This is a genomic window from Streptosporangium oxazolinicum (assembly GCF_039537505.1).
GTDB lineage: Bacteria > Actinomycetota > Actinomycetes > Streptosporangiales > Streptosporangiaceae > Streptosporangium > Streptosporangium oxazolinicum.
The window spans coordinates 81,092-102,308 of record NZ_BAABAQ010000019.1; the positions used below are offsets into that span (position 1 = coordinate 81,092).

Annotated in this window: 22 protein-coding genes and 1 pseudogene; 12 read left to right on the forward strand and 11 right to left on the reverse strand. The window is 69.9% G+C overall.

Annotated elements, in window-relative coordinates:
* The 3 genes from ABD817_RS36350 to ABD817_RS36360 form a co-directional block, all read right to left on the reverse strand.
* Complete coding sequence (locus tag ABD817_RS36350; protein WP_344922968.1) at positions 1-1,074, reverse strand: FecCD family ABC transporter permease; 1,074 nt, start codon at positions 1,072-1,074, stop codon at positions 1-3.
* Complete coding sequence (locus ABD817_RS36355; protein ID WP_344922969.1) at positions 1,071-2,135, reverse strand: FecCD family ABC transporter permease; 1,065 nt, start codon at positions 2,133-2,135, stop codon at positions 1,071-1,073. The genes ABD817_RS36350 and ABD817_RS36355 overlap by 4 nt, the downstream gene beginning before the upstream one ends.
* 79 nt (positions 2,136-2,214) lie before the next feature.
* The gene (locus ABD817_RS36360) at positions 2,215-3,327 is read right to left on the reverse strand and encodes an ABC transporter substrate-binding protein (protein ID WP_344922970.1); all 1,113 of its coding nucleotides are present in this window, start codon (positions 3,325-3,327) and stop codon (positions 2,215-2,217) included.
* Positions 3,328-3,474: 147 nt separating this feature from the next.
* Here ABD817_RS36360 and ABD817_RS36365 point away from each other — a divergent pair, with 147 nt between their 5' ends.
* Positions 3,475-4,233: an AraC family transcriptional regulator gene (locus ABD817_RS36365; RefSeq protein ID WP_344922971.1), complete on the forward strand. Its 759-nt coding sequence runs from the start codon at positions 3,475-3,477 to the stop codon at positions 4,231-4,233.
* Here the strand turns inward: ABD817_RS36365 and ABD817_RS36370 are convergent.
* Positions 4,224-5,063, reverse strand: a complete 840-nt coding sequence (locus tag ABD817_RS36370) for a sugar phosphate isomerase/epimerase family protein (RefSeq protein ID WP_344922972.1) — start codon at positions 5,061-5,063, stop codon at positions 4,224-4,226. The two genes, ABD817_RS36365 and ABD817_RS36370, sit on opposite strands and share 10 nt — an antisense overlap.
* Before the next feature lie 24 nt (positions 5,064-5,087).
* Entirely contained in the window at positions 5,088-5,447 is a 360-nt protein-coding gene (locus ABD817_RS36375; RefSeq protein WP_344922973.1) for a hypothetical protein, read from the reverse strand.
* Between the two features lie 146 nt (positions 5,448-5,593).
* On the opposite strand from ABD817_RS36375, the gene ABD817_RS36380 reads away from it, so the two are divergent.
* A complete protein-coding gene (locus tag ABD817_RS36380) occupies positions 5,594-5,845 on the forward strand; it encodes a hypothetical protein (RefSeq protein WP_344922974.1) in 252 nt (83 codons plus the stop codon).
* 166 nt (positions 5,846-6,011) lie between these two features.
* Here the strand turns inward: ABD817_RS36380 and ABD817_RS36385 are convergent, their stop codons facing one another.
* Positions 6,012-6,680: a class I SAM-dependent methyltransferase gene (locus tag ABD817_RS36385; protein WP_344922975.1), complete on the reverse strand. Its 669-nt coding sequence runs from the start codon at positions 6,678-6,680 to the stop codon at positions 6,012-6,014.
* A 61-nt stretch (positions 6,681-6,741) separates the two neighbouring features.
* On the opposite strand from ABD817_RS36385, the gene ABD817_RS36390 reads away from it, so the two are divergent.
* From ABD817_RS36390 to ABD817_RS36400, 3 genes are all read left to right on the forward strand, one after another.
* Entirely contained in the window at positions 6,742-7,428 is a 687-nt protein-coding gene (locus tag ABD817_RS36390) for a TetR/AcrR family transcriptional regulator (protein ID WP_344922976.1), read from the forward strand.
* Positions 7,429-7,756: 328 nt separating this feature from the next.
* Complete coding sequence (locus ABD817_RS36395; RefSeq protein ID WP_344922977.1) at positions 7,757-8,749, forward strand: iron-containing redox enzyme family protein; 993 nt, start codon at positions 7,757-7,759, stop codon at positions 8,747-8,749.
* 11 nt (positions 8,750-8,760) lie between these two features.
* Positions 8,761-9,900 carry a glycosyltransferase family 2 protein gene (locus ABD817_RS36400; RefSeq protein ID WP_344922978.1) on the forward strand — a complete coding sequence of 380 codons (1,140 nt, stop codon included), beginning with the start codon at positions 8,761-8,763 and terminating at the stop codon, positions 9,898-9,900.
* Here the strand turns inward: ABD817_RS36400 and ABD817_RS36405 are convergent.
* Both ABD817_RS36405 and ABD817_RS36410 read right to left on the reverse strand, forming a co-directional pair.
* Positions 9,864-10,172: pseudogene (locus ABD817_RS36405) on the reverse strand (hypothetical protein); the annotation flags it as partial. The gene ABD817_RS36400 and the pseudogene ABD817_RS36405 overlap by 37 nt on opposite strands.
* A 131-nt stretch (positions 10,173-10,303) precedes the next feature.
* On the reverse strand, positions 10,304-12,598 hold the full coding sequence (locus ABD817_RS36410; RefSeq protein ID WP_344922979.1) for a catalase: 2,295 nt from the start codon (positions 12,596-12,598) through the stop codon (positions 10,304-10,306).
* 391 nt (positions 12,599-12,989) lie between these two features.
* On the opposite strand from ABD817_RS36410, the gene ABD817_RS36415 reads away from it, so the two are divergent.
* Both ABD817_RS36415 and katG read left to right on the forward strand, forming a co-directional pair.
* Complete coding sequence (locus tag ABD817_RS36415; RefSeq protein WP_344922980.1) at positions 12,990-13,421, forward strand: Fur family transcriptional regulator; 432 nt, start codon at positions 12,990-12,992, stop codon at positions 13,419-13,421.
* A 15-nt stretch (positions 13,422-13,436) separates the two neighbouring features.
* Positions 13,437-15,707 (forward strand): catalase/peroxidase HPI, encoded by a 2,271-nt coding sequence (katG, locus tag ABD817_RS36420; protein WP_344922981.1) that lies wholly within the window; start codon positions 13,437-13,439, stop codon positions 15,705-15,707.
* 134 nt (positions 15,708-15,841) lie between these two features.
* Here katG and ABD817_RS36425 read toward each other — a convergent pair whose 3' ends face one another.
* A complete protein-coding gene (locus ABD817_RS36425) occupies positions 15,842-16,327 on the reverse strand; it encodes a hypothetical protein (protein ID WP_344922982.1) in 486 nt (161 codons plus the stop codon).
* Between the two features lie 16 nt (positions 16,328-16,343).
* Positions 16,344-16,856 carry a GtrA family protein gene (locus tag ABD817_RS36430; protein WP_344922983.1) on the reverse strand — a complete coding sequence of 171 codons (513 nt, stop codon included), beginning with the start codon at positions 16,854-16,856 and terminating at the stop codon, positions 16,344-16,346.
* 250 nt (positions 16,857-17,106) lie between these two features.
* On the opposite strand from ABD817_RS36430, the gene ABD817_RS36435 reads away from it, so the two are divergent.
* The gene (locus ABD817_RS36435; RefSeq protein WP_425583448.1) at positions 17,107-17,721 is read left to right on the forward strand and encodes a TetR/AcrR family transcriptional regulator; all 615 of its coding nucleotides are present in this window, start codon (positions 17,107-17,109) and stop codon (positions 17,719-17,721) included.
* 172 nt (positions 17,722-17,893) lie between these two features.
* Here ABD817_RS36435 and ABD817_RS36440 read toward each other — a convergent pair whose 3' ends face one another.
* The gene (locus ABD817_RS36440; RefSeq protein WP_344922985.1) at positions 17,894-18,442 is read right to left on the reverse strand and encodes a GNAT family N-acetyltransferase; all 549 of its coding nucleotides are present in this window, start codon (positions 18,440-18,442) and stop codon (positions 17,894-17,896) included.
* Positions 18,443-18,573: 131 nt separating this feature from the next.
* Here ABD817_RS36440 and ABD817_RS36445 point away from each other — a divergent pair, with 131 nt between their 5' ends.
* From ABD817_RS36445 to ABD817_RS36460, 4 genes are all read left to right on the forward strand, one after another.
* The gene (locus tag ABD817_RS36445; RefSeq protein WP_344922986.1) at positions 18,574-19,380 is read left to right on the forward strand and encodes an nSTAND1 domain-containing NTPase; all 807 of its coding nucleotides are present in this window, start codon (positions 18,574-18,576) and stop codon (positions 19,378-19,380) included.
* Between the two features lie 144 nt (positions 19,381-19,524).
* Positions 19,525-19,908 (forward strand): RNA methyltransferase, encoded by a 384-nt coding sequence (locus tag ABD817_RS36450; RefSeq protein WP_344922987.1) that lies wholly within the window; start codon positions 19,525-19,527, stop codon positions 19,906-19,908.
* Entirely contained in the window at positions 19,905-20,660 is a 756-nt protein-coding gene (locus ABD817_RS36455; RefSeq protein WP_344922988.1) for an rRNA methyltransferase, read from the forward strand. The genes ABD817_RS36450 and ABD817_RS36455 overlap by 4 nt, the downstream gene beginning before the upstream one ends.
* A 107-nt stretch (positions 20,661-20,767) precedes the next feature.
* Positions 20,768-21,082 carry a hypothetical protein gene (locus ABD817_RS36460; RefSeq protein WP_344923052.1) on the forward strand — a complete coding sequence of 105 codons (315 nt, stop codon included), beginning with the start codon at positions 20,768-20,770 and terminating at the stop codon, positions 21,080-21,082.
* Positions 21,083-21,217 lie beyond the last annotated feature (135 nt).

The following is a 21,217-nucleotide window of genomic DNA, read 5'->3' on the forward strand; positions in this document are numbered from 1 at the left end:
TCACAGGGTGAGCCCGTATCGTTGGCGGGTTTCGCGGATCAGCAGCCAGATCAGGTAGCAGCCGCCCAGGCACACCGTGATCAGCCCGACCGGCACCGGCCGGTACGCCTGGGCGATGAGCAGGGAGAGCAGGTGGGCACCGGCCAGCAGGGTGGCTCCCATCCCGGCCGAGGCCGGCAGGCTCACCCCGGCCGAGCGGGTCAGCCTGCGGGCGAGCTGGGGTGCCGCCAGGGCGATGAAGCCGATCGGTCCGGCGACGGCGGTGACCACCGCCGCCGTCGCGACGCCCGTCACGATCAGCCCCAGCCGGACCGGTCCGGGACGGGTGCCCAGCGTGACGGCGGCGTCGTCGCCCAGCTCCAGACGCCGCATCGCGGGTGCGAGCAGGGCCGCCGAGACGACGATCGCCGCCGCGACCGCCAGGGCCGGGATCAGCGGGGCCCAGGTGACGCGGCCGATGGAGCCGGCGCCCCAGAACCCCACGGTCATCGCGTCCTCGATCTCGGCGCGGGAGATGAGGTAGGAGTTCAGCGAGCCGAGCATCGCCGAGACGCCGATACCGACGATGATCAGCCGGAAGCCCTGGACGCCGCGCCGGTAGGACAGGACGTAGACCACGAACGCGGTCGCCATCCCCCCGGTGATCGCCGCGAAGGCGATCGACCAGTGGCCGCCCGTCCCGATCACCAGGATGGTGACCACGACCGCGGTGTACGAGCCGGCGTCGAACCCGATCACGTCGGGGGAACCGAGGGGGTTGCGGGTCAACGATTGGAAGATCGCTCCGCCGATGCCGAGCAGCGCTCCGAAGACGACGGCGGCGATCACGATCGGCAGCCGCCACGTGAGGACGACGGTCCGCTCGAAACCCTGCTCGGCGCCGGTGAGCGCCGCGAACACCTGCTGGAGGGTGAGCGGGTAGTCGCCGTGGGTGAGAGCGACGGTGGCCAGGCCCAGAGAGGTCAGGAACAGGACAGCCGACACCACCAGCGACCGGATGCCCACGCGGCCGGAGAGCAGGCGTGATCGCAGGGTCTGGGTGCGGTACCCGAACGCGACGCGGCCCGCGCTCACAACCCGCTCGCGATCCGTCGCCGCACCAGCGCGATCAGCACCGGCGCCCCGATCACCGCGGTCACGATGCCCACCTCGATCTCTCCGGGGCGGGCGATCACCCGTCCGACGACGTCCGCCGCCAGCACCAGGACCGGGGCGGCCAGGGCCGAGTACAGGATGATCCACCGCTGGTCCGGGCCGGTGGACCAGCGGACGACGTGCGGCACCATCAGCCCGACGAATCCGATCCCGCCGGTCAGCGCGGTCGCGCCACCGGCCAGCAGGGTGACCGCGACGATCCCCAGGACCCGGGTGCGCCCGACCTTGGTGCCCAGCGAGGCCGCCAGGTCGTCACCGAGCGCGATGGAGTTCAGCGACCCGGCGAGCAGGATCGCGATCGTCAGGCCGAGCACGAGGAACGGCAGTACGGCGAGGATCTCGTCCGGGCCGGTGCGCGCGATCGAGCCGAGTCCCCAGCTGCGCATCGCCCGGAACGTCTCCTCGTTGATCAACGTCAGGAACGTGGAGAGCCCGCCGAGCACCGCGCCCAGCGCCACCCCCGCCAGCACGAGCGTCACCGGCGAGATCGACCCGCGCCCGGCCGAGCCGATCAGGAAGACCAGGACCGTCGCCGCCGCCGCGCCGAGGAAGGCGAACCAGACGTAGCCGTTGACGCTGGTCAGGCCGAAGAGCCCGACTCCGGCGGTGATGGCGAATCCGGCGCCGGCGTTGACGCCCAGGATGCCGGGGTCGGCCAGCGGGTTGCGGGTCAGCGCCTGGATGAGCGCGCCCGCCACCCCGAACGCCGCGCCGGTGAGAACGCCGAGCAGGGTGCGGGGCAGCCGGACGGTCCAGACGATGTGGGACGCCTCGGTCCCGTCCCGTTCCCACAGCACCCCCCACGCCTTCACGGGCGACAGCGGGTTGGCGCCGAACGCGACGCTGAACAGCCCGGCGATCCCGAGGGCCGCCAGGATGACCAGCAGCCCCACCACGCGGCGGCGATGCGACGACGGGTCGGGGGCGGCGTCCGGGAGGGTGGCCTTCGCGGGCGGCCGGTGCGTGGAGGTTGGCGGCACGGTCTTCCCTCGCGGGTAGCGGTCGGGTACGGGATCGGGACCGCCGCGGCCCTGATCCCGTACCCCTTGCGGTCTTTGGTCAGGACAGCTTGGCGCCGGCCAGCCACTGGTCGGCGATCACCTTGACGCCCCAGGGCAGGCTGGTCGCGCTGGCGCCCATCCGCAGCATCCAGGTCACGTTCTCCACCTGCTGTCCGGCGGCGTTCGTGAGCTTGGTCGGGTCGCCCTCCACCAGGGTGAGCGCGACGTAACGGCCCTCGGTCACCGGCTTGAGCGCCTTGAAGAGGGGCTTTGCCTCGCGGGCCTTCCGGATCGCCTCGCTGCTGTAGACGACCACCAGCAGGTCGGCGTCCAGCAGGCCCAGGTTCTCGTCGGGGACCACGTCCTCGTCGACGAACTTCTTCGCGTTGGGGTTCGCCGTGAACCCCAGGTTGGTCATGACACCTTCGGTGATGCTGCCGGCCACGGTGTAGTAGGACAGGCCGTACTGGGGGCCGTAGTCGTTGGCGATGGTGATGGTCTTGCCGGCGAACTGCGGGTGCGCGGTGGCGACCTCGGCGATCGTCTGCTCGGCCGAGGTGACCACCTTGTCGGCGGCGGCACCGAGGTCCAGGGTCTTACCGACCAGACGCTGCAGGTCCTGCCAGGGGATCTCGCCTTCCTTCTCGGTTTCGAGCACCGGCGCGATGTCGGCCAGTTTCTGGAAGTCGGGCTTCTCGACGATCGTGCCCACGGCGACGATCAGATCGGGGTTCGTCGCGGCGATGCCCTCGAAGTTGATCGCGTCCTTGCGGGTGGCGGTGTCCACCTTCTCGATCTTCTGCGCCCAGGCGTTGTCGCGCCACCCGACGACGGGGTCCTCGGTGAGGGCGTAGACCGGAGTCACATTGAGCGACTGGAGCGCGTCCATGTTGGGGGACATGCCGACGACGGCGATCCGCTCGGGGCGCTTCTGGAGGGTCGACTCCCCCGCCCAGGTCGTCAGCGTCAGCGGGTACGTCGTGGTGCCCTCGGCCGCCGGGAGCAGGCCCACCGGCTCGCTGCTCGGCTCGCTGCTCGCCGGGCCGGTCGTCGGCTCGTTCCTGGCGCCGGTGTCTGTCGAAGCGCAGCCGGTGAGGGCGAGGAGCGCCGCCAGCGCGATGGCGGGGGTCAGGCGCCACCGCCTGCCGCGGCGGAATATGGAGCTGGTCATGGGGGCCTCTCGATGATCTGGCTACGCCGTCCGGTGTGTACGCGGCATGCGCCCGGAATAAGGTTAGGCGAACCTAACTTATTGCTGTGCACTGTTTCCGACAGACGTCGCGCAGAATGCGACAGAACCGAACCCGAGGCTGGTGCAATGTCTCAGCGCACGTACGGTGACGCGGCCACGCCCTGGCGTATCTGGATGCCGGCGGTCACCGTCCCCGAGCAGCACGAGGAGCACCTGCACGTCCTGCTGTGGCAGGTCTGCGGGGACACCGACCTCATCGTCGGCGGCGGCGGCCGTACGCTGACGGACGGGCACGCGCTGTGGATCCCGGTCGGCGTACGGCACGAGTTCACGGTCCGGGCCAACTCGGTGACGATGCCGCTGTTCTTCGAGGCCGCCGACACCGCCACCACGCTGACCGAACCCACCCTGGTCACCGTCGACCGGGATCTGCAGACGCTCATGCTGGCGTATACGGTGTCGTGGAACACGATCATCAAGCCCGCGCCGAACCTGGCCCGGCAGATCCTCGCCCTGATCGAGGAGAGTCCGGTGCTGTCCGCGGTACTGCCGATGCCGGCCAGTGAACCGGCACGGGCCATCGCCGAGGCGCTGCGCTTCAACCCCGGCGACATCCGTGGCGTGGAGAAACTCGCGGAATCGGTGCACACCTCCGTGCGCACCGTCGAGCGGATGTTCCAGACCGAGACCGGCATGACGCTGCGGCAGTGGCGGATCCGCAACCGGATGGAGGCGGCCGCCATCCTGCTGCGCTCGAACGCGGCCCTCGACGCGGTCGCGCACCGGGTCGGCTACACGAACGCGAACGCCTTCCGCCGCGTGTTCAAGAGCCACTTCGGCATCTCGCCGACCGAGTATCTCGATCGCTACCGAGCTCAGCGGTGACCGCTCCCGGGCACGAGCGGCCCCGCGGCCCGTTTCGCCAGCTCGCCGACGAGCTGCCGCAGGGAGTCGGCGCCGAGTTTGGCGACCTCGCTCGCCGGCCGCTCCCGGTATCCGGGGTTGAAGATTTCCAGCGAGAGCGGTCCGCGGTAGCCGGACGCGACCGCCGACGCGACCGGGGTCAGCACATCGAACTCCCCCTCCCCCGGGAAGCACCGGTAGCCGCGGCTCCACAGGATGACGTCCATCGACAGCCACGGCGCGTCGGCCACCTGGAGGAAGCCCACGGAGTCACGCGGCAGCCCCGCCAGCACCGACGCGTCCTCCCCCGCGGCGTTCAGATGGAACGTGTCCACCACCAGGGCGACGTTCGGGTGATCCGCGTACCGGATGGTCTCCCAGGCGTCGGCGACCCGGCTGATGTGGGTGCCCCAGGCCAGGGCCTCGAACATCACCGTCATCCCGTGCTCCGCGGCCGTGTCCCCCAGGGCGGCCAGCTGGCTCGCCGACAGGTCACGGCTGCCGTCGGCGTCCGCGTCGGTGTTGGACACCACCAGGATCGAGTCGGCGCCGAGCCTGCGCATCACCTCGAGCTCCCCCCGGAAGCGGGCCAGGACCTCCCGGAACTCGTCCCCCGAAACCCCTTCCGCACGCCGGAACGGCTGGTAGAGGTCGATGGTGAGGCCCAGGTCGGCGCAGCGGCGAGCGCACTCCTCCGGCGTCATACCGGACTTTCGCAGGTCGTCGTCGAGCAGTTCCAGGCTGTCGAACCCCGCCGCCCCGATCGCGTCGATCTTCTCGGGGAGACTCCCGCCGATCGACACGGTCGCCATGCACAACTTCATCGTTTCTCAGCCTCACTTGTCACGAAAAGAGCGGTTCTGCGAGCGCACGTCGGCGAGGGGACGCGGCGCGTAGCCCACCGCGTCGACGACGAACGCGTGCTTACGCAGGTCTTCGGCAGACTCCGGCAGCCGCCTGGCCGGCCCCTCCCGGTCCTCGGTCGGGTGGCCCGCTCGAGGACCGGGGATGGTGTTCGGCGGGACGCGTCCGCCGGGCAGGTCGAGCGCGAAGGTACGAGCGTGCGGGTCACCGCACGCCTGACGGGCCAGAAATGTGTGTCCAGGCGCTCGGAACGCTCGGAAGAGGAACGACGAAGACGCCCGATGCTCCTCCAGAGGATCGGGAGCAGGACGGGACCGGGTGAGGATGCTCAAGGGCATTCCCATCGTCAGGCTGGACACAGCCTTTAGGCAAGGCTTCCCTTAATTAGGTAAGCCTTGCCTATCTTGGAATGTTCCCGTCCGCTCGTCAAGGCCTGACGTCCCCCGGTGTCACGCCCTCCGGCGCGCGGGCCGATTACGTGATCACCCACGCCGTCTCCTCGGCCGAGCCCGGCTCGGGCTCGACCGTCACCTGGACGGGCACCGTCACCAACCACGGCCCGGACACCGCGACCGGCGTACGGATGGACGTGAGCGTCCCCGGCGCCGCCGGACCGACGACATGCGAGACCTCGCACGGCATGCGCGTCGACCTGGGGATCACCGATCGGGTCGGAATCGGTTCGCTGCCCTCAGGGGCCCCACTCGGGTCCGTGTCACCGGCCGCCTAGAACTCGGCTCCTCCTTGGGCCGGATGGACTTCATCACGCCCACCTGGACTACGAGCGGCACTCAGGGCCGACACCCGGCACGTCGACCATTACGCCGCCCAAGCTCGACCTGCTCGGGCGGCGTGAAACTTGCCACAAACCTATAGAAATCCGCGACCGGAGATTGCTAGGCGTCGCGGCGCAGTGTGAACCAGAAGGTCGGCACCGAGTTGGTCCCCGGTGTGACGTCGAGTAGTTCCCATCCGGGGAACCTGGAGTGGAGCTCGTCGGCTGTGACGCCTGCCGCCCACGACGTGATCTCGGTGGTCGAGCTGCCGAGCGGCTCGGGGCCGTACCCGAACATCAGCAACCGCGCTCCAGGAGCGGCGCGGTGGGTGAGCCCGGCGGCGTAGGCGTCGCGGCGGTGCAGCGGGATCCCGCAGTAGCAGCTCAGGTCGAAGAACAGGTCGAAGGGGCCGGGCACTCCCAGCTCGTCGAGGCGGGTGGCGTCCCCGTGCAGGAGGCGTACCGCCACTCTCGCCGCCTCGGCCTTCTCCCTGGCCTGACCTACGGCGCTGTCGATCAGGTCGACGGCCGTCACCTCCCAGCCGTGCCGTGCGAGGTAGATGGCGTTGGTCCCCGTGCCGCAGCCGAGCTCGAGGGCGCGTCCGGGCGGCAGCGCGCCGTGCCCCTCTACCAGGGCGACCAGTTCGGGCGGCGTCACGCCGGTGTCCCACGGCGCCTTGCCGGCGCGGTAGTAGCCCTCCAGTGCGCGGTGCACGGACTCCTCTTCCTGGTCTTGCTGCGTTGTGATCAAGCCCAGGTCGGGCTTCTGGGTGGCGTTGGGCTGGTCCATCGTCTTCCCCAATAAATTAGAGTTGAACTCTAGTGACATAATCTAGAGATACACTTGCAAGATGGACAGAGTCAAGCGGCCGGACAAGCGAGCCGAGCGCTCACGCCGTACCCATGAAAAGATCGTCGAGGCGGCTCGCGAGCTGTTCGTCGCGCAGGGTTACGGGGCGACGAGCCTGCAGGAAGTGGCGGACCGGGCGGGCGTGGCCGTCCAGACGGTCTACTTCGTCTTCCACAACAAGCGCACGCTGTTCAAGGACGTCGTCGACACATCCATCGCCGGGGACACCGAGCCGGTCGCCACCATGGAACGTGAGTGGTTTCGCACCGCGTGCGCCGAGCCCACCGCGGCCGGTCAACTGCGCGCGCACGTCCACGGCACCCGCGAGATCCTGGGCCGGGTCGCTCCGATCATGCCGCTGATCGCGGCTGCCGCGGCCACCGACCCTGAGATCGCCGCACAGTGGCCGGACGGCCCCGATCCGCGTTACACCGTGCAGTACGCGGCGGCCGAAGCCTTGGCCCGCAAGCCCGACACCCGTCCTGGCCTCTCCGTCGAGATGGCGGCGGACCTGCTGTTCGGCCTGCTCAGCCCGCAGCTCTATTTGATCTTCGTCCGCGACCGCGGCTGGTCACCAGACACGTGGGAAGAGTGGGCCCGTACCGCCTTGACCTCTCAACTCTGCGCCGACCCCGGCCAAGCGGACGGACGTCATGATGGTCCTCCAGCCCGCAATGCCGGTGGCTAACCAGCTGGCCGACCTGCGGAGAATCAGGCCGCTCAGGCGTGGCCCACATCCATCCCGATCTGGTCGGGGCGTCACCGCGGATGACGGACCGCCTTGATCGTGGCTTTTCTCACCGCGGGCACGGCGGCGGGGTTAGTGCGGGAAAGAAGAGGGCATCAGGGGCTTACGACACGAATGTTCGATAAATCCGCTTAAGGTCGTATGTGGCAATACTGACGCCGAGTCAGGAGTGAGCCAGCCGCGCCACCTCACAGCAAGACGCCCACCCGGAAGATGATGAAGCCGCCGAATTCCTCCCCGAGCTTCTTCGCCGTCAGGGGAGATCGTGATGCTGCTGCCCACACCTCGGGGCCCCTTCACCGCCTCGCTCTTCGAACATCTGAGGCGTCCGCCCCACACCTTCGACGCACCCCCGGTACCGGACGTTGAGGACGAGGATCTCCAGCTCGCGCTCTTCGCCTGCTACGAACTGCACTACCGGGGCTTCGCGGACGTGGACGAGGAATGGGAGTGGGAGCCGTCGCTGCTGGCGGTCAGGAAGGCGCTGGAGCGGCGGTTCGAGGACGGCCTCGCGCGAGTCGTACCCCGCCCGTCCCCGCCCCCGGGGGTGCCGATGCGCCGCGCCCTGGCCGACCTGGTCGCCGCCGACGAGGGGCCCCGCCTGTCGGCCTTCTTGGCCAGGCAAGCCGACCTGGAGCAGTTCCGCGAGTTCGTCGCGCACCGGTCGATCTACCACCTCAAGGAGGCCGACCCGCACACCTGGGGAATTCCCCGCCTGAGCGGCGCCCCCAAGGCGGCGCTGGTGGAGATCCAGGCCGACGAGTACGGCGGCGGGCGCGCCGAGCGGATGCACTCGGAGCTGTTTCGGACCACCCTGCGCGAGCTGGGCATGGACGACTCCTACGGCGCCTACCTGGAGCGGGTCCCGGCGATCACGCTGGCGATCTCCAACACCATGTCGCTGTTCGGGTTGCACCGCCGCCACCTCGGGGCGCTGCTGGGCCACCTGGCGGCGTTCGAGATGACCTCCTCGGCCCCCAACCATCTCTACTCCCTGGGCCTGCGCAGGCTGGGCGGGGACGAGGCGGCGAGGCGCTTCTACGACGAGCACGTGCAGGCCGACGCCGTCCACGAGCAGATCGCCGCCCACGACATGTGCGGCGGCTTCGTCCGCCAGCACCCCTCGCGGGCCGGCGAGGTCCTGTACGGCGCGGCCTGCGCCCTGACCCTCGACAGGCTCTTCGCCGAGCACGTCCTGGATCGCTGGCAACGCGGTATCTCATCACTGCGCGAGACGGAACTGATGGCGGGGAGCCGATGACAGACCCATCCATGGCTCCACAGACCGACCTCGACATGGATTACGTGCTGCCGCTGCGCTGGAATGACGATGCCGGTCTGGAGGAGCTGACCGCCTACCTGCGCCGACTGTGCCCCATCGTCCGCGTCATCGTCGTCGACGGCTCCCCGGCCGCGTTGTTCGCCCGGCACGCGCGCCGCTGGGACGGCCTCGCGCTGCACGTACGCCCCGACGGTGATCTCGGCTTCGCCAACGGCAAGGTCAACGGGGTGATCACCGGGCTGCGCCGGGCCCGCGCCGAGCACGTGGTCATCGCCGACGACGACGTGCGCTACGGCGAGCGCGAACTGGCCCGCCTCGACGCCCTGCTGGAGAGAGCCGACCTGGTCCGCCCGCAGAACCACTTCGACCCGATGCCCTGGCACGCCCGCTGGGACAGCGCCCGTACCCTGCTCAACCGCGGCCTCGGCGCCGACTACCCGGGCACGTTCGGGGTGCGCCGCTCGACCTTCCTGGCGATGGGCGGCTACGACGGGAACGTGTTGTTCGAGAACCTCGAACTCATCCGCACCGTCCGCGCCCACGGCGGACGCGAGGAGCGTCCCCTCGATCTCTATGTCCGTCGTCTGCCGCCCGGCCCGCGCCACTTCTGGTCCCAGCGGGTGCGTCAGGCCTACGACGATCTCGCGCAACCGGCCCGCATGGCGTTCTTCCTGGCCATCGTGCCCGCCCTCGCCGTCGCGCTGTCGCGGCGGCGCCCGGGACCGGTCCTGGCCGGTGCCGGGCTGGCGGTGGGCCTGGCCGAGGTCGGACGCCGCCGTGCGGGCGGGCGGCAGGTCTTCCCCCTCACCACCGCTCTGTTCGCCCCGGTGTGGCTGCTGGAGCGGGCCGTCTGCAGCTGGCTGGCCCTGGGGACCCGGTTCCTACGCGGCGGAGTTCTCTACGCCGGGCGTCGGATAGCGGTCGCCGCCCACTCCACCCGCCACCTCAAGGCGCGCTCTCAGGCCGCCGCCCCTGGCTCGCGCGTGGCCCGGAAAGGCGTGTCGGGCTCGCTCGCCGTCCGGAAACCGGAGCGCTTGTGCGAGCCGTCGCACAACGGCTTGGACGCGGACAGACCGCAGCGGCACAGCGCCACCGTCGCCCGGCCGGGATCGATGACGGCCCCCTCCTGAGTCAGCAGGGTGAACGGCCCTCGGATGAGCAGCGGCCCATCCTCGCAGGCGGTCACCGTGACCGAATCATCCATTTTTGGGTGCATATCACTGCTGTGCCCGATGCACCCCCGGGAAACACCACTTGGGTTTCGTTCCGGGTGACCTGTGGCGAGCAGGGGTACCAGGGCCGAAGGGCCCCTATCACCTACACCGTAAAATCCCGGCCACAACCGCACAGGCTTCATCCAGCGTGCTCGGCAGGCCGTGAACACACCCTCGCCCATCCCCATACACGCCGTCGAGCGAAGACATCGGGGCGGAAGACTTTTGATGCGATCTCACCCCGTCGCTCAGAACAAGGCCCGGCCCAGGTCCCGGTCGCCCTTTGCGATGCCGGGACCTGGGCCGGGCGGGCAGCCGGTCAGGCGATGTCGGCCGCGGCGGGGAAGCGGTCCCAGACGCGGTGCTGTCCCAGCAGCCGGACAACCTCCTCCAGCACCGCCTCGCCGCCGTCGGCGACGAGTACGCCGGGTGCCGAGGTGTCGATGCCCGCGGCGGCCAGCGCCCGCTCGGCGTCTCCCCAGCCGCCGAGCGGCTTGGCGTGGCGGAAGGCCTCGCCGAGCATCAGCACCACCCGCGGATCAACGCCCGCCGCGGCGGACAGGTCCCCGCCCGCCTTGGCGTCCCGGGCGCCGTAGGCGTCCTTGCCCGGCGCGGGCGCACCGGCCAGCACCACGGCGTCGAACTCCACGGAGCGGGCGGTGGCGAAGGTGCGCTGTACGGTGACCGGATCGTCGCCGCCGGCGCCGAGCAGGCCACCGGACGGAGCGATGACCAGCGGCACCATGCCGCCGTCCAGGATCGTCCGGCGCACGGCGCGGACGGCGTCCAGGTCGCTGCCCTCGTCGGCGACGATGCCGATGACCCGGCCGGTGGCAGGCCAGGTCTGGCCGAGCTGGGACAGGGCGGGGCTGGGCTCGACCGGCGGCAGCGGGCCCGCCGGTGCCGGGGCGGGCAGGCCGAGGCCCTGGGCGACCTGGGCGCACAGGTACGGGTCGATCTCGGCGAGCGCCCGCAGGGTGCGCTCCTTGATCGGCTGCTCGTAGACCTTGCCGAGTTCGAAGGTGTAGGCGGCGATGACGTGCTCGCGCTCGATCGGGGTCAGGCTCAGCCAGAACCGGCGCGGCTGGCTGAAGTGGTCGGCGAACGACGCCGGGGCCTCGCGCACCTTGCTCGCCGCGGGGACCTGGACGGGTGTCTCCACGTACCCGCCCTCGGCCGCCCCGGCGAAGAACGGGCAGCCGCCGTCCAGGGAGTTGGGCTTGTACGGGGCGACACCGGAGTGCACCGCCGTCTGGTGGAGGCCGTCGCGCAGCATGTCGTTGACCGGGGCGTGGGTGCGGTTGATCGGGATCTGCCCGAAGTTCGGGCCGCCCAGCCGGGTGAGCTGGGTGTCCAGGTAGGAGAACAGCCGCCCCGCCAGCAGCGGGTCGTCGGTGACGTCGATGCCGGGCACCAGGTGACCGGGATGGAAGGCGACCTGCTCGGTCTCGGCGAAGTAGTTGGCCGGGTTGGCGTTCAGGGTGAGCAGGCCGACCGGCTGGACCGGCGCCAGCTCCTCGGGCACGATCTTCGTCGGATCCAGCAGGTCGATGCCCTCGAAGGTCTGCTCGGGGGTGTCGGGGAAGACCTGGATGCCCAGCTCCCACTGCGGGTAGGCGCCCGCCTCGATGGCGTCGGCCAGATCACGCCGGTGGAAGTCGGGGTCTGTGCCGTTGATCAGCTGCGCCTCCTCCCACAGCAGCGAGTGCACCCCGGCCTTGGGCTTCCAGTGGAACTTCACCAGCGACGTCGCCCCTTCGGCGTCGACCAGCCGGAAGGTGTGGATGCCGAAGCCCTCCATCGTCCGGTACGAGCGGGGAATGCCGCGATCCGACATGTTCCAGATGGTGTGGTGGGTGGCCTCGGTGTGCAGGGACACGAAGTCCCAGAACGTGTCGTGCGCGCTCTGGGCCTGGGGGATCTCCCGATCCGGGTGCGGCTTGGCCGCGTGGATGACGTCGGGAAACTTGATCGCGTCCTGGATGAAGAACACCGGGATGTTGTTGCCCACCAGGTCGAAGACGCCCTCGCCGGTGTAGAACTTGGTGGCGAAGCCCCGCGTGTCGCGTACCGTGTCGGCCGACCCGCGCGACCCCAGCACGGTCGAGAAGCGCACGAAGACAGGGGTCTCGACGACCTCGGCGAGGAACGCCGCCCTGGTGACGGTGGAGGCGTTGCCGTAGGCGCGGAAGACGCCGTGCGCGGCGGCGCCGCGGGCGTGCACGACGCGCTCGGGAATGCGCTCGTGGTCGAAGTGCATGATCTTCTCGCGCAGGTGGTGGTCCTGCAGCAGCACCGGACCCCGGGGACCGGCCTTGAGCGAGTGGTCGCTGTCAGGCAGCCGCGTCCCCTGGGCCGTCGTCAGGTACGCACCACCCTGTGCCCGCGCCGCTGGCGGCACGTCGACGGGCTGCCCGGTCGGGGAGAACGAATCCGGTCCGCTCTGGTCCGGGCTCGGCGCCGCGGGCGGCCGAGGCTCGGTCGGCTCATCCAGCGACGGCGTCTCGCTTCCCGGCTTGCCGGGCACCTCACCGGACGACTCGCCGGACACGGCGCCGGCCACCTTGTCGACGACCCTGCCGACCGCGTCCTTCACCGGGTGGGACTTCTCCATCGTTTCTCCCCTGAGTTGTGACGGCGGCAGAGCGCCACCGTCATCAAGAACCCAATGCGCCTATGGGTGATGCGCGCTGATGACGCAGGTCAGAGCCCCCGTGATCAGCAGCGCTACGACATACCCTCGTGCTGGGACCTGAACCCACAGGTCGACCGGTGCGCGGCACCAAAGGCGCGGCGGAGGTCTCGACACCGAGCCGGACGTGGGCGACAGGGAGTTCACGTGCCGCTTTGGCCCACGTCCCGGCTGCTCGTGGATCGTGCGACGTCCAGGGTGATCGCCATGAACACGTACACGCAGGTGCTCCCGGACATCCGGGGGGCATCCCCCAAGAGTTGAATCAGTCAATATCCTGAACTGTTAATGTTCATGGGGTTATATTGAAGCCATGACCGCATCCCAGCCCCCGACCACCGCCGAGGAGCTGCGAGGTGCCGGCCTACGGGTGACGGCGGCCCGTGTCGCACTGCTCGAAACCGTCCGAAACGGTGACCATCTCGATGTCGAGGCACTCACCTCGGGAGTGCGTGACCGTATCGGCCAGATCTCCCTCCAAGCCGTGTACGAGGGCCTTCACGCGCTCACCACCGCGGGGCTCGTCCGCCGTATAGAACCACCGGGCAGTCCCGCCCTGTTCGAGGGGCGGGTCGGCGACAATCACCACCACATCGTGTGCCGATCGTGCGGTGTCGTCGCCGACGTCGACTGCGCGGTCGGTGAGGCGCCCTGCCTGACCGCGTCCAACGATCACGGCTTCGCGATCGACGAGGCCGAGATCATTTACTGGGGCGTGTGCCTCAACTGTTCCACCGCCAGCTGATCCGAGAGGATGTCCATGACCGAGAACCACGACGCGATCGTCACCGGCGCCAAGAGCGGGGGTGAAGCAGGCGGCTGTCCGATCGCGCACGACTCCGTGACCGCGCAGGGCAGCGAGAGCGAGAACCCGGCCATCGACTCGCCGACCCCGAAGACCGGCGGTCGTCCGCACACGAACCGGGACTGGTGGCCCAACCAGCTCGACCTCTCGATACTGCGCGCGCACTCCTCCAAGGGCAACCCGCTGGCAGCGGACTTCAGCTACGCCAAGGAGCTCGAGCAGCTCGACGTCGAGGCTCTCAAGCAGGACATCATCGAGGTGCTCACCACCTCGCAGGACTGGTGGCCGGCCGACTTCGGCCACTACGGCGGCCTGATGATCCGGATGAGCTGGCACGCCGCGGGCACCTACCGCATCCACGACGGTCGCGGCGGGGCCGGCGACGGCTCTCAGCGTTTCGCCCCGCTCAACAGCTGGCCCGACAACGCCAACCTCGACAAGGCCCGCCGCCTGCTGTGGCCGGTCAAGCAGAAGTACGGCCAGAAGATCTCATGGGCCGACCTGCTCGTGCTCGCCGGCAACGTCGCCCTGGAGTCCATGGGGTTCAAGACCTTCGGCTTCGGTTTCGGCCGCGAGGACATCTGGGAGCCGGAGGAGATCTTCTGGGGTCCGGAGGACGCCTGGCTCGGCGACGCGCGCTACGTCACCGAAAAGGAGATGTCACCGGACGTCGGCGCGACCGAGATGGGCCTCATCTACGTCAACCCGGAGGGTCCCCGCGGCAACGCGGACCCGGCCGCGGCGGCGCACTTCATCCGCGAGACCTTCGGGCGGATGGCGATGAACGACGAGGAGACCGTCGCTCTCATCGCCGGTGGCCACACGTTCGGCAAGACCCACGGCGCCGGGATCGCGGACGGCCACGTGGGGCCGGAGCCCGAGGGCGCGCCGCTGGAGTCGCAGGGGCTGGGCTGGCTGAGCACCTACGGCACCGGCAAGGGCGGAGACGCGATCACCAGCGGTCTCGAGGTGACGTGGACCGACCGGCCGACGCAGTGGAGCAACCGTTTCTTCGAGATCCTCTTCGGCTACGAGTGGGAGCTCACCACGAGCCCCGGTGGCGCGAAGCAGTGGGTCGCGAAGGACGCTGAGGCGATCATCCCCGACGCCCACGACCCGTCGAGGAAGCACAAGCCGACGATGCTCACGACCGACCTGTCGCTGCGCGTCGACCCGGCGTACGAGAAGATCTCCCGCCGCTTCCTGGAGCACCCCGACGAGTTCGCGCTGGCCTTCGCCAAGGCGTGGTACAAGCTGCTGCACCGCGACATGGGTCCGATCAGCCGCTTCCTCGGGCCGTGGGTCGCCGAACCCCAGCTGTGGCAGGACCCGGTGCCGGCCGTCGAGCACGAACTGGTGGGTGACGACGACGTCGCCTCCCTGAAGGCCAAGGTCCTGGAGTCCGGCCTCACCACCGCCCAGCTGGTCTCCACCGCCTGGGCCTCGGCCGCGAGTTTCCGGTTCACCGACAAGCGCGGCGGCGCCAACGGTGCCAGGCTCCGTCTGGAGCCGCAGCGGAGCTGGGAGGTCAACCAGCCCGAGTCGCTCGCGACGGTCCTGGACACCCTCGAGGGCATCCGGCGTGAGTTCAACGAGGCCGGTGGCGCGAAGATCTCGCTTGCCGACCTGATCGTGCTGGCCGGGTCGGCCGCCGTCGAGAAGGCGGCACGCGAGGCGGGCGTGACGGTGACGGTACCGTTCCGTCCGGGCCGTACCGACGCCACTCAGGAGCAGACCGACGTCGAGTCCTTCCGGGTCCTCGAACCCCGCGCCGACGGTTTCCGCAACTACCTGTCCTCCGGCGAGAAGACCCCACCGGAGGTGCTGCTCGTCGACCGTGCCTACATGCTCAACCTGACCCCGCCCCAGATGACCGTCCTCGTCGGCGGCCTGCGCTCTCTCGGAGCCAACGTCGGCGGTACCCGGCACGGCGTCCTCACCGACCGGCCCGGCGTGCTCACCAACGACTTCTTCACCAACCTGCTCTCCCCGGGCACCCGGTGGAAGGCGTCGGAGTCCGAGGAGCACGTGTACGAGATCCGGGACGTGAACACCGATGAGGTGAAGTGGACCGCCACCGCGGTCGACCTCGTCTTCGGCTCCAACTCCCAGCTCCGGGCTCTCGCGGAGGTCTACGCCAGCCAGAACGCCTCCGACAGGTTCGTGACCGACTTCGTCGCGGCCTGGACCAAGGTCATGGAACTCGACCGGTTCGACCTCACCTGATCTATTTCCACCCGACGAGCCCGGTCACGTCACCACGATCGACCGGGCTCGTCCGCTGCCGGACCAGGCAAGGCCACCATCGCCGACCTTGGTGCGACCGTCGCGGGGCAGGGGCAGGTCGCGGCAGCGCGTTCTCACCGGGGGCGCTCCCCCTCACCAGCCGCCTGCACCTGGCCTTCCACGGCCAGGTCAGCCGGATGTCCGAGGCCTGCCAGAGTCTGCTCCTGGTGGCGACGGCCGACGAGACCGGCGAGCTCACCGTGATCCTGCGTGCCGCCGCCGCGCTGGGAGCGGCCGTCGAGGACCTGTCCCCCGCCGGGCGGGCAGGCCTGGTGCTCCGCGCCGACGCCGACGGCACCACGATCCGCTTCCGCACCCTCTCGGCGGTGCGGCGGCGGGGCCGTACCCCCGACCAGGTGTTGATGATCCTCTGTGGCGCGGCACTCGCGCTGGGCCAGGACGCCGACGCCTACGAGCTGGCGACCTCGCTCGCCGCCGGACACCGTGCCAGGGGCGGCGCCGGGCGGCTGCCGACGGTGCTGTTCGCGGTCGAGGGCGAGGTGTTCACCGGACGGCACCTGGACGCGCTCGCCACGGCCACCGAGGCGCTGGGTGAACACCCGAAATTCGCCGCCATCAGGCCGCCTCGTCCGTGGAATCGGGAGGGGAAACCAGTCGCACGCTGCCCGGCTGGGCCTTCTCGTCGGGGAAGACCCACTTCCGGAACGCCCAGAAGCGGAAGACCATGGCGATCAGCGTGCCGATGATCTGCGCGCTGATGAAGTCGGCGATCTCCTGGGTCACCAGGCTCACATCCGGGGTCTCCAGCAGGAACACGTACCGGGAGATCCATAGCGGCGCGGAGCTGAGCACCAGACCGACGCCGCTGACCAGGAAGAACAGCGCCGCCTCGTGACGGCGCTCGCGGCCGCCCCTGGTCCGGAACGACCATTCGCGGTTCAGCACGTAGGACACGATCGTCGCCACGAGCACCGCGATGATCTTCGCGGTCACCGGCTTCGGTTCCAGAATGGTGAGCTTCAGCCCGTAGAACACTGCGTTGTCCACCAAGAACGCTGTTCCACCCACCACCGCGAACTTCAGTAGTTCGTGGTGCTTCAGCACGAGTGCGTGCAGCGGTTCCGGCAATCTCGCGAGTACTGCGTTCGTTATTCGGGGCACCCCCGATCTTCTCACCGGTCGAACGCCCTGATAACACGATTCACGGACACGGTTTGTCCGGCTGGAACCGTACCCTACGACACATCCGCGTGATCATGAGCTTTGCCAACGCTCTGCGATGTTCGCGCAGCCGTACTCCTCGCCGGCCACCCACAGCGGCGTTAACACAGTGTGTTGGTGCAGAATGCTAACACGGCGTGTTAGTGGGAAGGATCGAATGGTGGCGCGGGACGAAGAACGCATCAGCTCGCGAGAAAAGGTCCTCGTCGCGGCGGCCATGATGCTCGCCGAGGACCCCGGCGCGCTCCTGAGCGTCCGGGCGGTGGCGGCACGGGCCGGAGTCAGCACCGGCTCGCTCAGATTCCATTTCCCCACCCAGCGCGAACTCCAGGAAGCCGTGCTCGCGAAGATCTACGGCCACTTCTTCCCGGACGACCCGATCCACGACCGGTCCCTGCCGGCGCGAGACCGGCTGGTGAACTGCCTCCGTCAGCTACTCGCCCCGATCGGCGTGGGACAGCAGGCGCGAGAGGCGTGGAGCCAGGTGTACCAGACCTATATCACCGCGGATCCCTCCGAGGACGCGCGCGCCGCGTACCTGGCGATAGCACGGGAAGAGGGGCGCCGTGTCGAGCACTGGCTGGCAGTGCTCGTCGACGACGGCGCACTACCCCGAGACGACCACGCACGACACGCGAGATTCCTGCTCACCGTGCTCGGCGGGCTCTCCATCGAGCGCGCGCTCCCCGCCGAGGAGTCGATCCTGAAATCTGAGACCGAGACCCTGTACATGGCGGTCGACTACGTCCTCGGCACCGCGCAGACCGTGTGAGCTGATTCGCCACGCGAAAGGGGGGACACGGGAGACCGGCTTCACCCGGCCGGACGCCGGGCGCTTCGGCGCCTGCCGTGACGCCTGCCCGGCCGCCGCCGTCCCGCCTGCCGTAGCGGGATCACCGATGGTCGGCCGGTGGCCTCGTGGATCCGCGCAGCTGAACACGAGGTCAATCGGACGACGTGACCGAGGACCACACGCCGGACCACTGCTCGGCGCCGTACGCCTCGAACCGCTCCACCTCGGTGAACCCCAGCTTCGCCGCGAGGCGCATCGCACGGTCGTTGGCGGTCTGGGTGCGGAGCAGCACCGGCTCGTCGGGAAGCACGTCGGCGAACCAGTCGAGTGCCGCCGCGCACGCCTCGGCGGCGTACCCGCGTCCCCACGCCTCCGGCAGGAACATGTAGCCGAGCTCGGCCTCACCGGCATCCGGACGGACGTGCCCCGGACGCTCCGCGTCGCGCCGATCAAGCGTGATCATGCCGATCATCGCCCCTTCGAGATCGACCACGAAAAGGCCGGGCCGCCGCCCCGGCACCTCGGGCACCGAGCGTTCGAGCTCGTCACGCGGCCGAGCGCCACCGATGTAGGCGCCCACCTCCGGCGAGGCGAACAGCTCGATGAAGGCCGTACGGTCCCGGGCCTCGGACTCGCGGAGCACGAGCCGCTCGGTCCTGATCGGGGCAGGTGGCCAGGCGACGGGTCCAAGCTCGGTCATGGCGGGCAACCTATCTCACGCCCGCCGATCGGGGCGATTGCGCGAACATCGAGCGGTGTTTACATTGAGGGCGCGTTTCCGTGTGACATGCCGTCGGGGGCATCCGGGCGAGACCGAGAGAGGACGCCGCCGTGCCCGTGCCAAGTCCGCCGGAAACGGAGGCGCCGAATCCGGAACGGATCGGGGCGCGGGAGGATTTCGCCCGCGAGCTGACGCTGCTGCGGCTGCGGGCCGGGCTCACGGTCCGCCAGGTCGCGACCAGATCCGACACCTTCCGCAACCACAGCACGATCGGTGACTGGTTCGCCGGGCGAGGACTGCCCTCCACCTCCTCGCGCGAACTGCTGGTACGGGTCCTGGCGGCCTGCGGGGTCGACGATCCGGCGCTGGTCACGCTGTGGTTGTCGGCCTGGCAGCGGGTCAGGCGCACACCGGGCCGCCGACCGCGGGGCCCGGAGCCGTACCGGGGGCTGGCCGGTTTCGAGCCCGAGCACGCGGAGTGGTTCTTCGGGCGCGAGGCGCTCACCCGTGAGCTGGTCGATCGCCTGGCCGCCGTGGACGAGGACGCCGCGGGCACCGCAGGCGTCCAGGTCGTCGTCGGGGTCTCCCGGATCGGGCAAGTCGTCGCTGCTGCGCGCCGGACTGGTCCACGCGGTGCGTCACGACGGGCTTCTCGGTCCCGGCTGGTCGATGACCCAGCTCGCCCACGCGCTCAATGTGACGCAGCGACGCGTCACCGCCCTCGTCGACGAACGCCTCGTAGGTGGCGCCCGTCCCGTCGGCGCGCGGCCGGGCCGGGCCGTCGCCGCCCAGGCGGGATGCCGTCGCGGGTGGCGGCACAGAAGGTCTCGGTGTCGGCGACCACGATGGTGGCCTTCTCATGCTGGGCCCAGGCAGTAGGCGATGTGGGCATTGGGCAAGGTGGTGGTCGGCGATGATGATCCGCGTCAAATCCAGGCCCAGGTGCCGCAGGCCGGTGTCGGCGAGCTGGGCAGGGGTGCGAAGGGGCTCGGTGAGCACCCGACAAAGGTGGCGCGGGAAATGTCGGGTGATCGGGACCGGTGTCGCCGCACGATGGGGGCATGGACGACACGACCTTGGTATCCCGCTTCCTCCGCGACGGCTTCGTGAAGCTGGAGGGCGCCGTCGCGCCGCGCGTGGCCGCGGACCGCGTGCGGCTGCTGTGGCGGGAGACGGGGTGTGACCCGGACGATCCGGCGACGTGGACGCAGCCCGTGCACTGGGTGGCCGGTATGGCGCAGGGGCCGTTCGCCGCCGCGCCCAACTCCCCGTTCCTGCAGCACGCGTACGACCTGCTCGTCGGCGCGGGACGCACCGGATTGAGCGCGGGATGGCGACGGGCGTGCGGCACGATGGCCGGCTCGGCCGGCTCCCCGGACGCCGCCAGCGCGGCGACCGTGGTGTTGTATGAGGCCTCCCGCCGGCGTCGCGGCCACACCGCATGACCTACCGTCACGCGATCGTCCGGACCAGCCATCAGGACCTGGCCAGCGGCGCGGTGCTGCATTCGGCCCCAGGGTTTCCCGCCTTCCCCGTCCGGCTGGCCAGCGAGATCTTCCAGCGCGCGCTGACTCTGCGCGGCGGCGACCAGCCTGCCGTGCTCTGGGACCCGTGCTGCGGCAGCGGTCACCTGCTGACCGTTGTGGCATTGCTGCACCGGCGCCAGATCGCCTCGGTGCTGGCCTCCGACCTCGACCCTGAGGCGCGGAACCTGGCCGAACGCAATCTCGCCCTGCTGAGCCCGGCCGGCCTGACGGCCCGCGCCGCCGATCTCAGGGCGCGCGCCGCCCGCTTTGACAAACCGGCGTACGACTCGGCCGCGCATGCCGCCCACCGGCTCGCCACCGAGCTCGACGCCGCCGGAGGAGACATACCGCACGCGGTGCGCCAAGCCGACGTGTTCGACCCCGACCAGCTCCAGCGGACATTCGGCCACCACGCACCCGACATCGTGATCACCGACATCCCCTATGGCGAACAGACCCACTGGGGCGGCCCCAGCGCGACGGCGGGAGTCACCGGCATGGTCGAGGCTCTCACGGCCGTGCTCCCGCACGACAGCGTGATCGCGGTGACGGTGCGGGGCCGCAAGGTTCCCACGGACCGCGGACCACGCCCTCGGACATCCTTCAAGGTCGGCACCCGAGCCGTCGCGCTGTTCCGAACCTCTGAGTGTCTTCGTCCGCGACGGTCATAGGACACCCACACGTTCGTGGCGAGGTCCTTGCCCGCCGGTGCGAGTGATCCCAGGCGGTCACGGGCGATGTGACACAGAAGGAGATCGCCGACGCGGCGAACGTGTCAGTGAAGACGCTGTTCGTCTACTTCCGCTCCAAGGAAGACCTCGTCTTCGCCGACCAGAGGTTCATCGAGGCCGTTCTGGCGGGTCTGGCCGGCCGCCCCTCGGGAACCGCCGCGCACACGCCTGCACGCCATCGCGCTCGTCGGGATCATCCGGCTGGCGACCTCCCCCGAGGCCCGAGCCGCGATCGCGGGGCTCACCCCCGCGGAGTCGGCCACGCGCGTCGCGACGATGCTCGGCGACGCCGCGGCCACCGTGACCAGGTCGTTCCCGGCGACCGCCTGAACAGAGTACGCGAAGAGCCACGGCCACCGTAGCGGCCGTGTGACCTCGTTCATGGGCTCGCCGTGAGGGCGCGGGGTTGCCCCTGTTCCGGGAACACGGTTTTTCCTGGTCGGCGTGCTCACCGTCCCGCTGTGCCGCCGATCGGGTTCGATCCGGCCGGCGTCGTA

What these genes read in the sequence shown, in the direction of transcription:
- ABD817_RS36440 (WP_344922985.1), bottom strand. Translation starts at nt 18,442, where the DNA reads ATGACCGAGCTTGGACCCGTCGCCTGGCCACCTGCCCCGATCAGGACC.
- ABD817_RS36400 (WP_344922978.1), top strand. Translation starts at nt 8,761, where the DNA reads ATGGCTCCACAGACCGACCTCGACATGGATTACGTGCTGCCGCTGCGC.
- ABD817_RS36365 (WP_344922971.1), top strand. Translation starts at nt 3,475, where the DNA reads ATGTCTCAGCGCACGTACGGTGACGCGGCCACGCCCTGGCGTATCTGG.
- ABD817_RS36435 (WP_425583448.1), top strand. Translation starts at nt 17,107, where the DNA reads ATGGTGGCGCGGGACGAAGAACGCATCAGCTCGCGAGAAAAGGTCCTC.
- ABD817_RS36415 (WP_344922980.1), top strand. Translation starts at nt 12,990, where the DNA reads ATGACCGCATCCCAGCCCCCGACCACCGCCGAGGAGCTGCGAGGTGCC.
- ABD817_RS36455 (WP_344922988.1), top strand. Translation starts at nt 19,905, where the DNA reads ATGACCTACCGTCACGCGATCGTCCGGACCAGCCATCAGGACCTGGCC.
- katG (WP_344922981.1), top strand. Translation starts at nt 13,437, where the DNA reads ATGACCGAGAACCACGACGCGATCGTCACCGGCGCCAAGAGCGGGGGT.
- ABD817_RS36395 (WP_344922977.1), top strand. Translation starts at nt 7,757, where the DNA reads ATGCTGCTGCCCACACCTCGGGGCCCCTTCACCGCCTCGCTCTTCGAA.
- ABD817_RS36370 (WP_344922972.1), bottom strand. Translation starts at nt 5,063, where the DNA reads ATGGCGACCGTGTCGATCGGCGGGAGTCTCCCCGAGAAGATCGACGCG.
- ABD817_RS36360 (WP_344922970.1), bottom strand. Translation starts at nt 3,327, where the DNA reads ATGACCAGCTCCATATTCCGCCGCGGCAGGCGGTGGCGCCTGACCCCC.
- ABD817_RS36390 (WP_344922976.1), top strand. Translation starts at nt 6,742, where the DNA reads ATGGACAGAGTCAAGCGGCCGGACAAGCGAGCCGAGCGCTCACGCCGT.
- ABD817_RS36385 (WP_344922975.1), bottom strand. Translation starts at nt 6,680, where the DNA reads ATGGACCAGCCCAACGCCACCCAGAAGCCCGACCTGGGCTTGATCACA.
- ABD817_RS36410 (WP_344922979.1), bottom strand. Translation starts at nt 12,598, where the DNA reads ATGGAGAAGTCCCACCCGGTGAAGGACGCGGTCGGCAGGGTCGTCGAC.
- ABD817_RS36450 (WP_344922987.1), top strand. Translation starts at nt 19,525, where the DNA reads ATGGACGACACGACCTTGGTATCCCGCTTCCTCCGCGACGGCTTCGTG.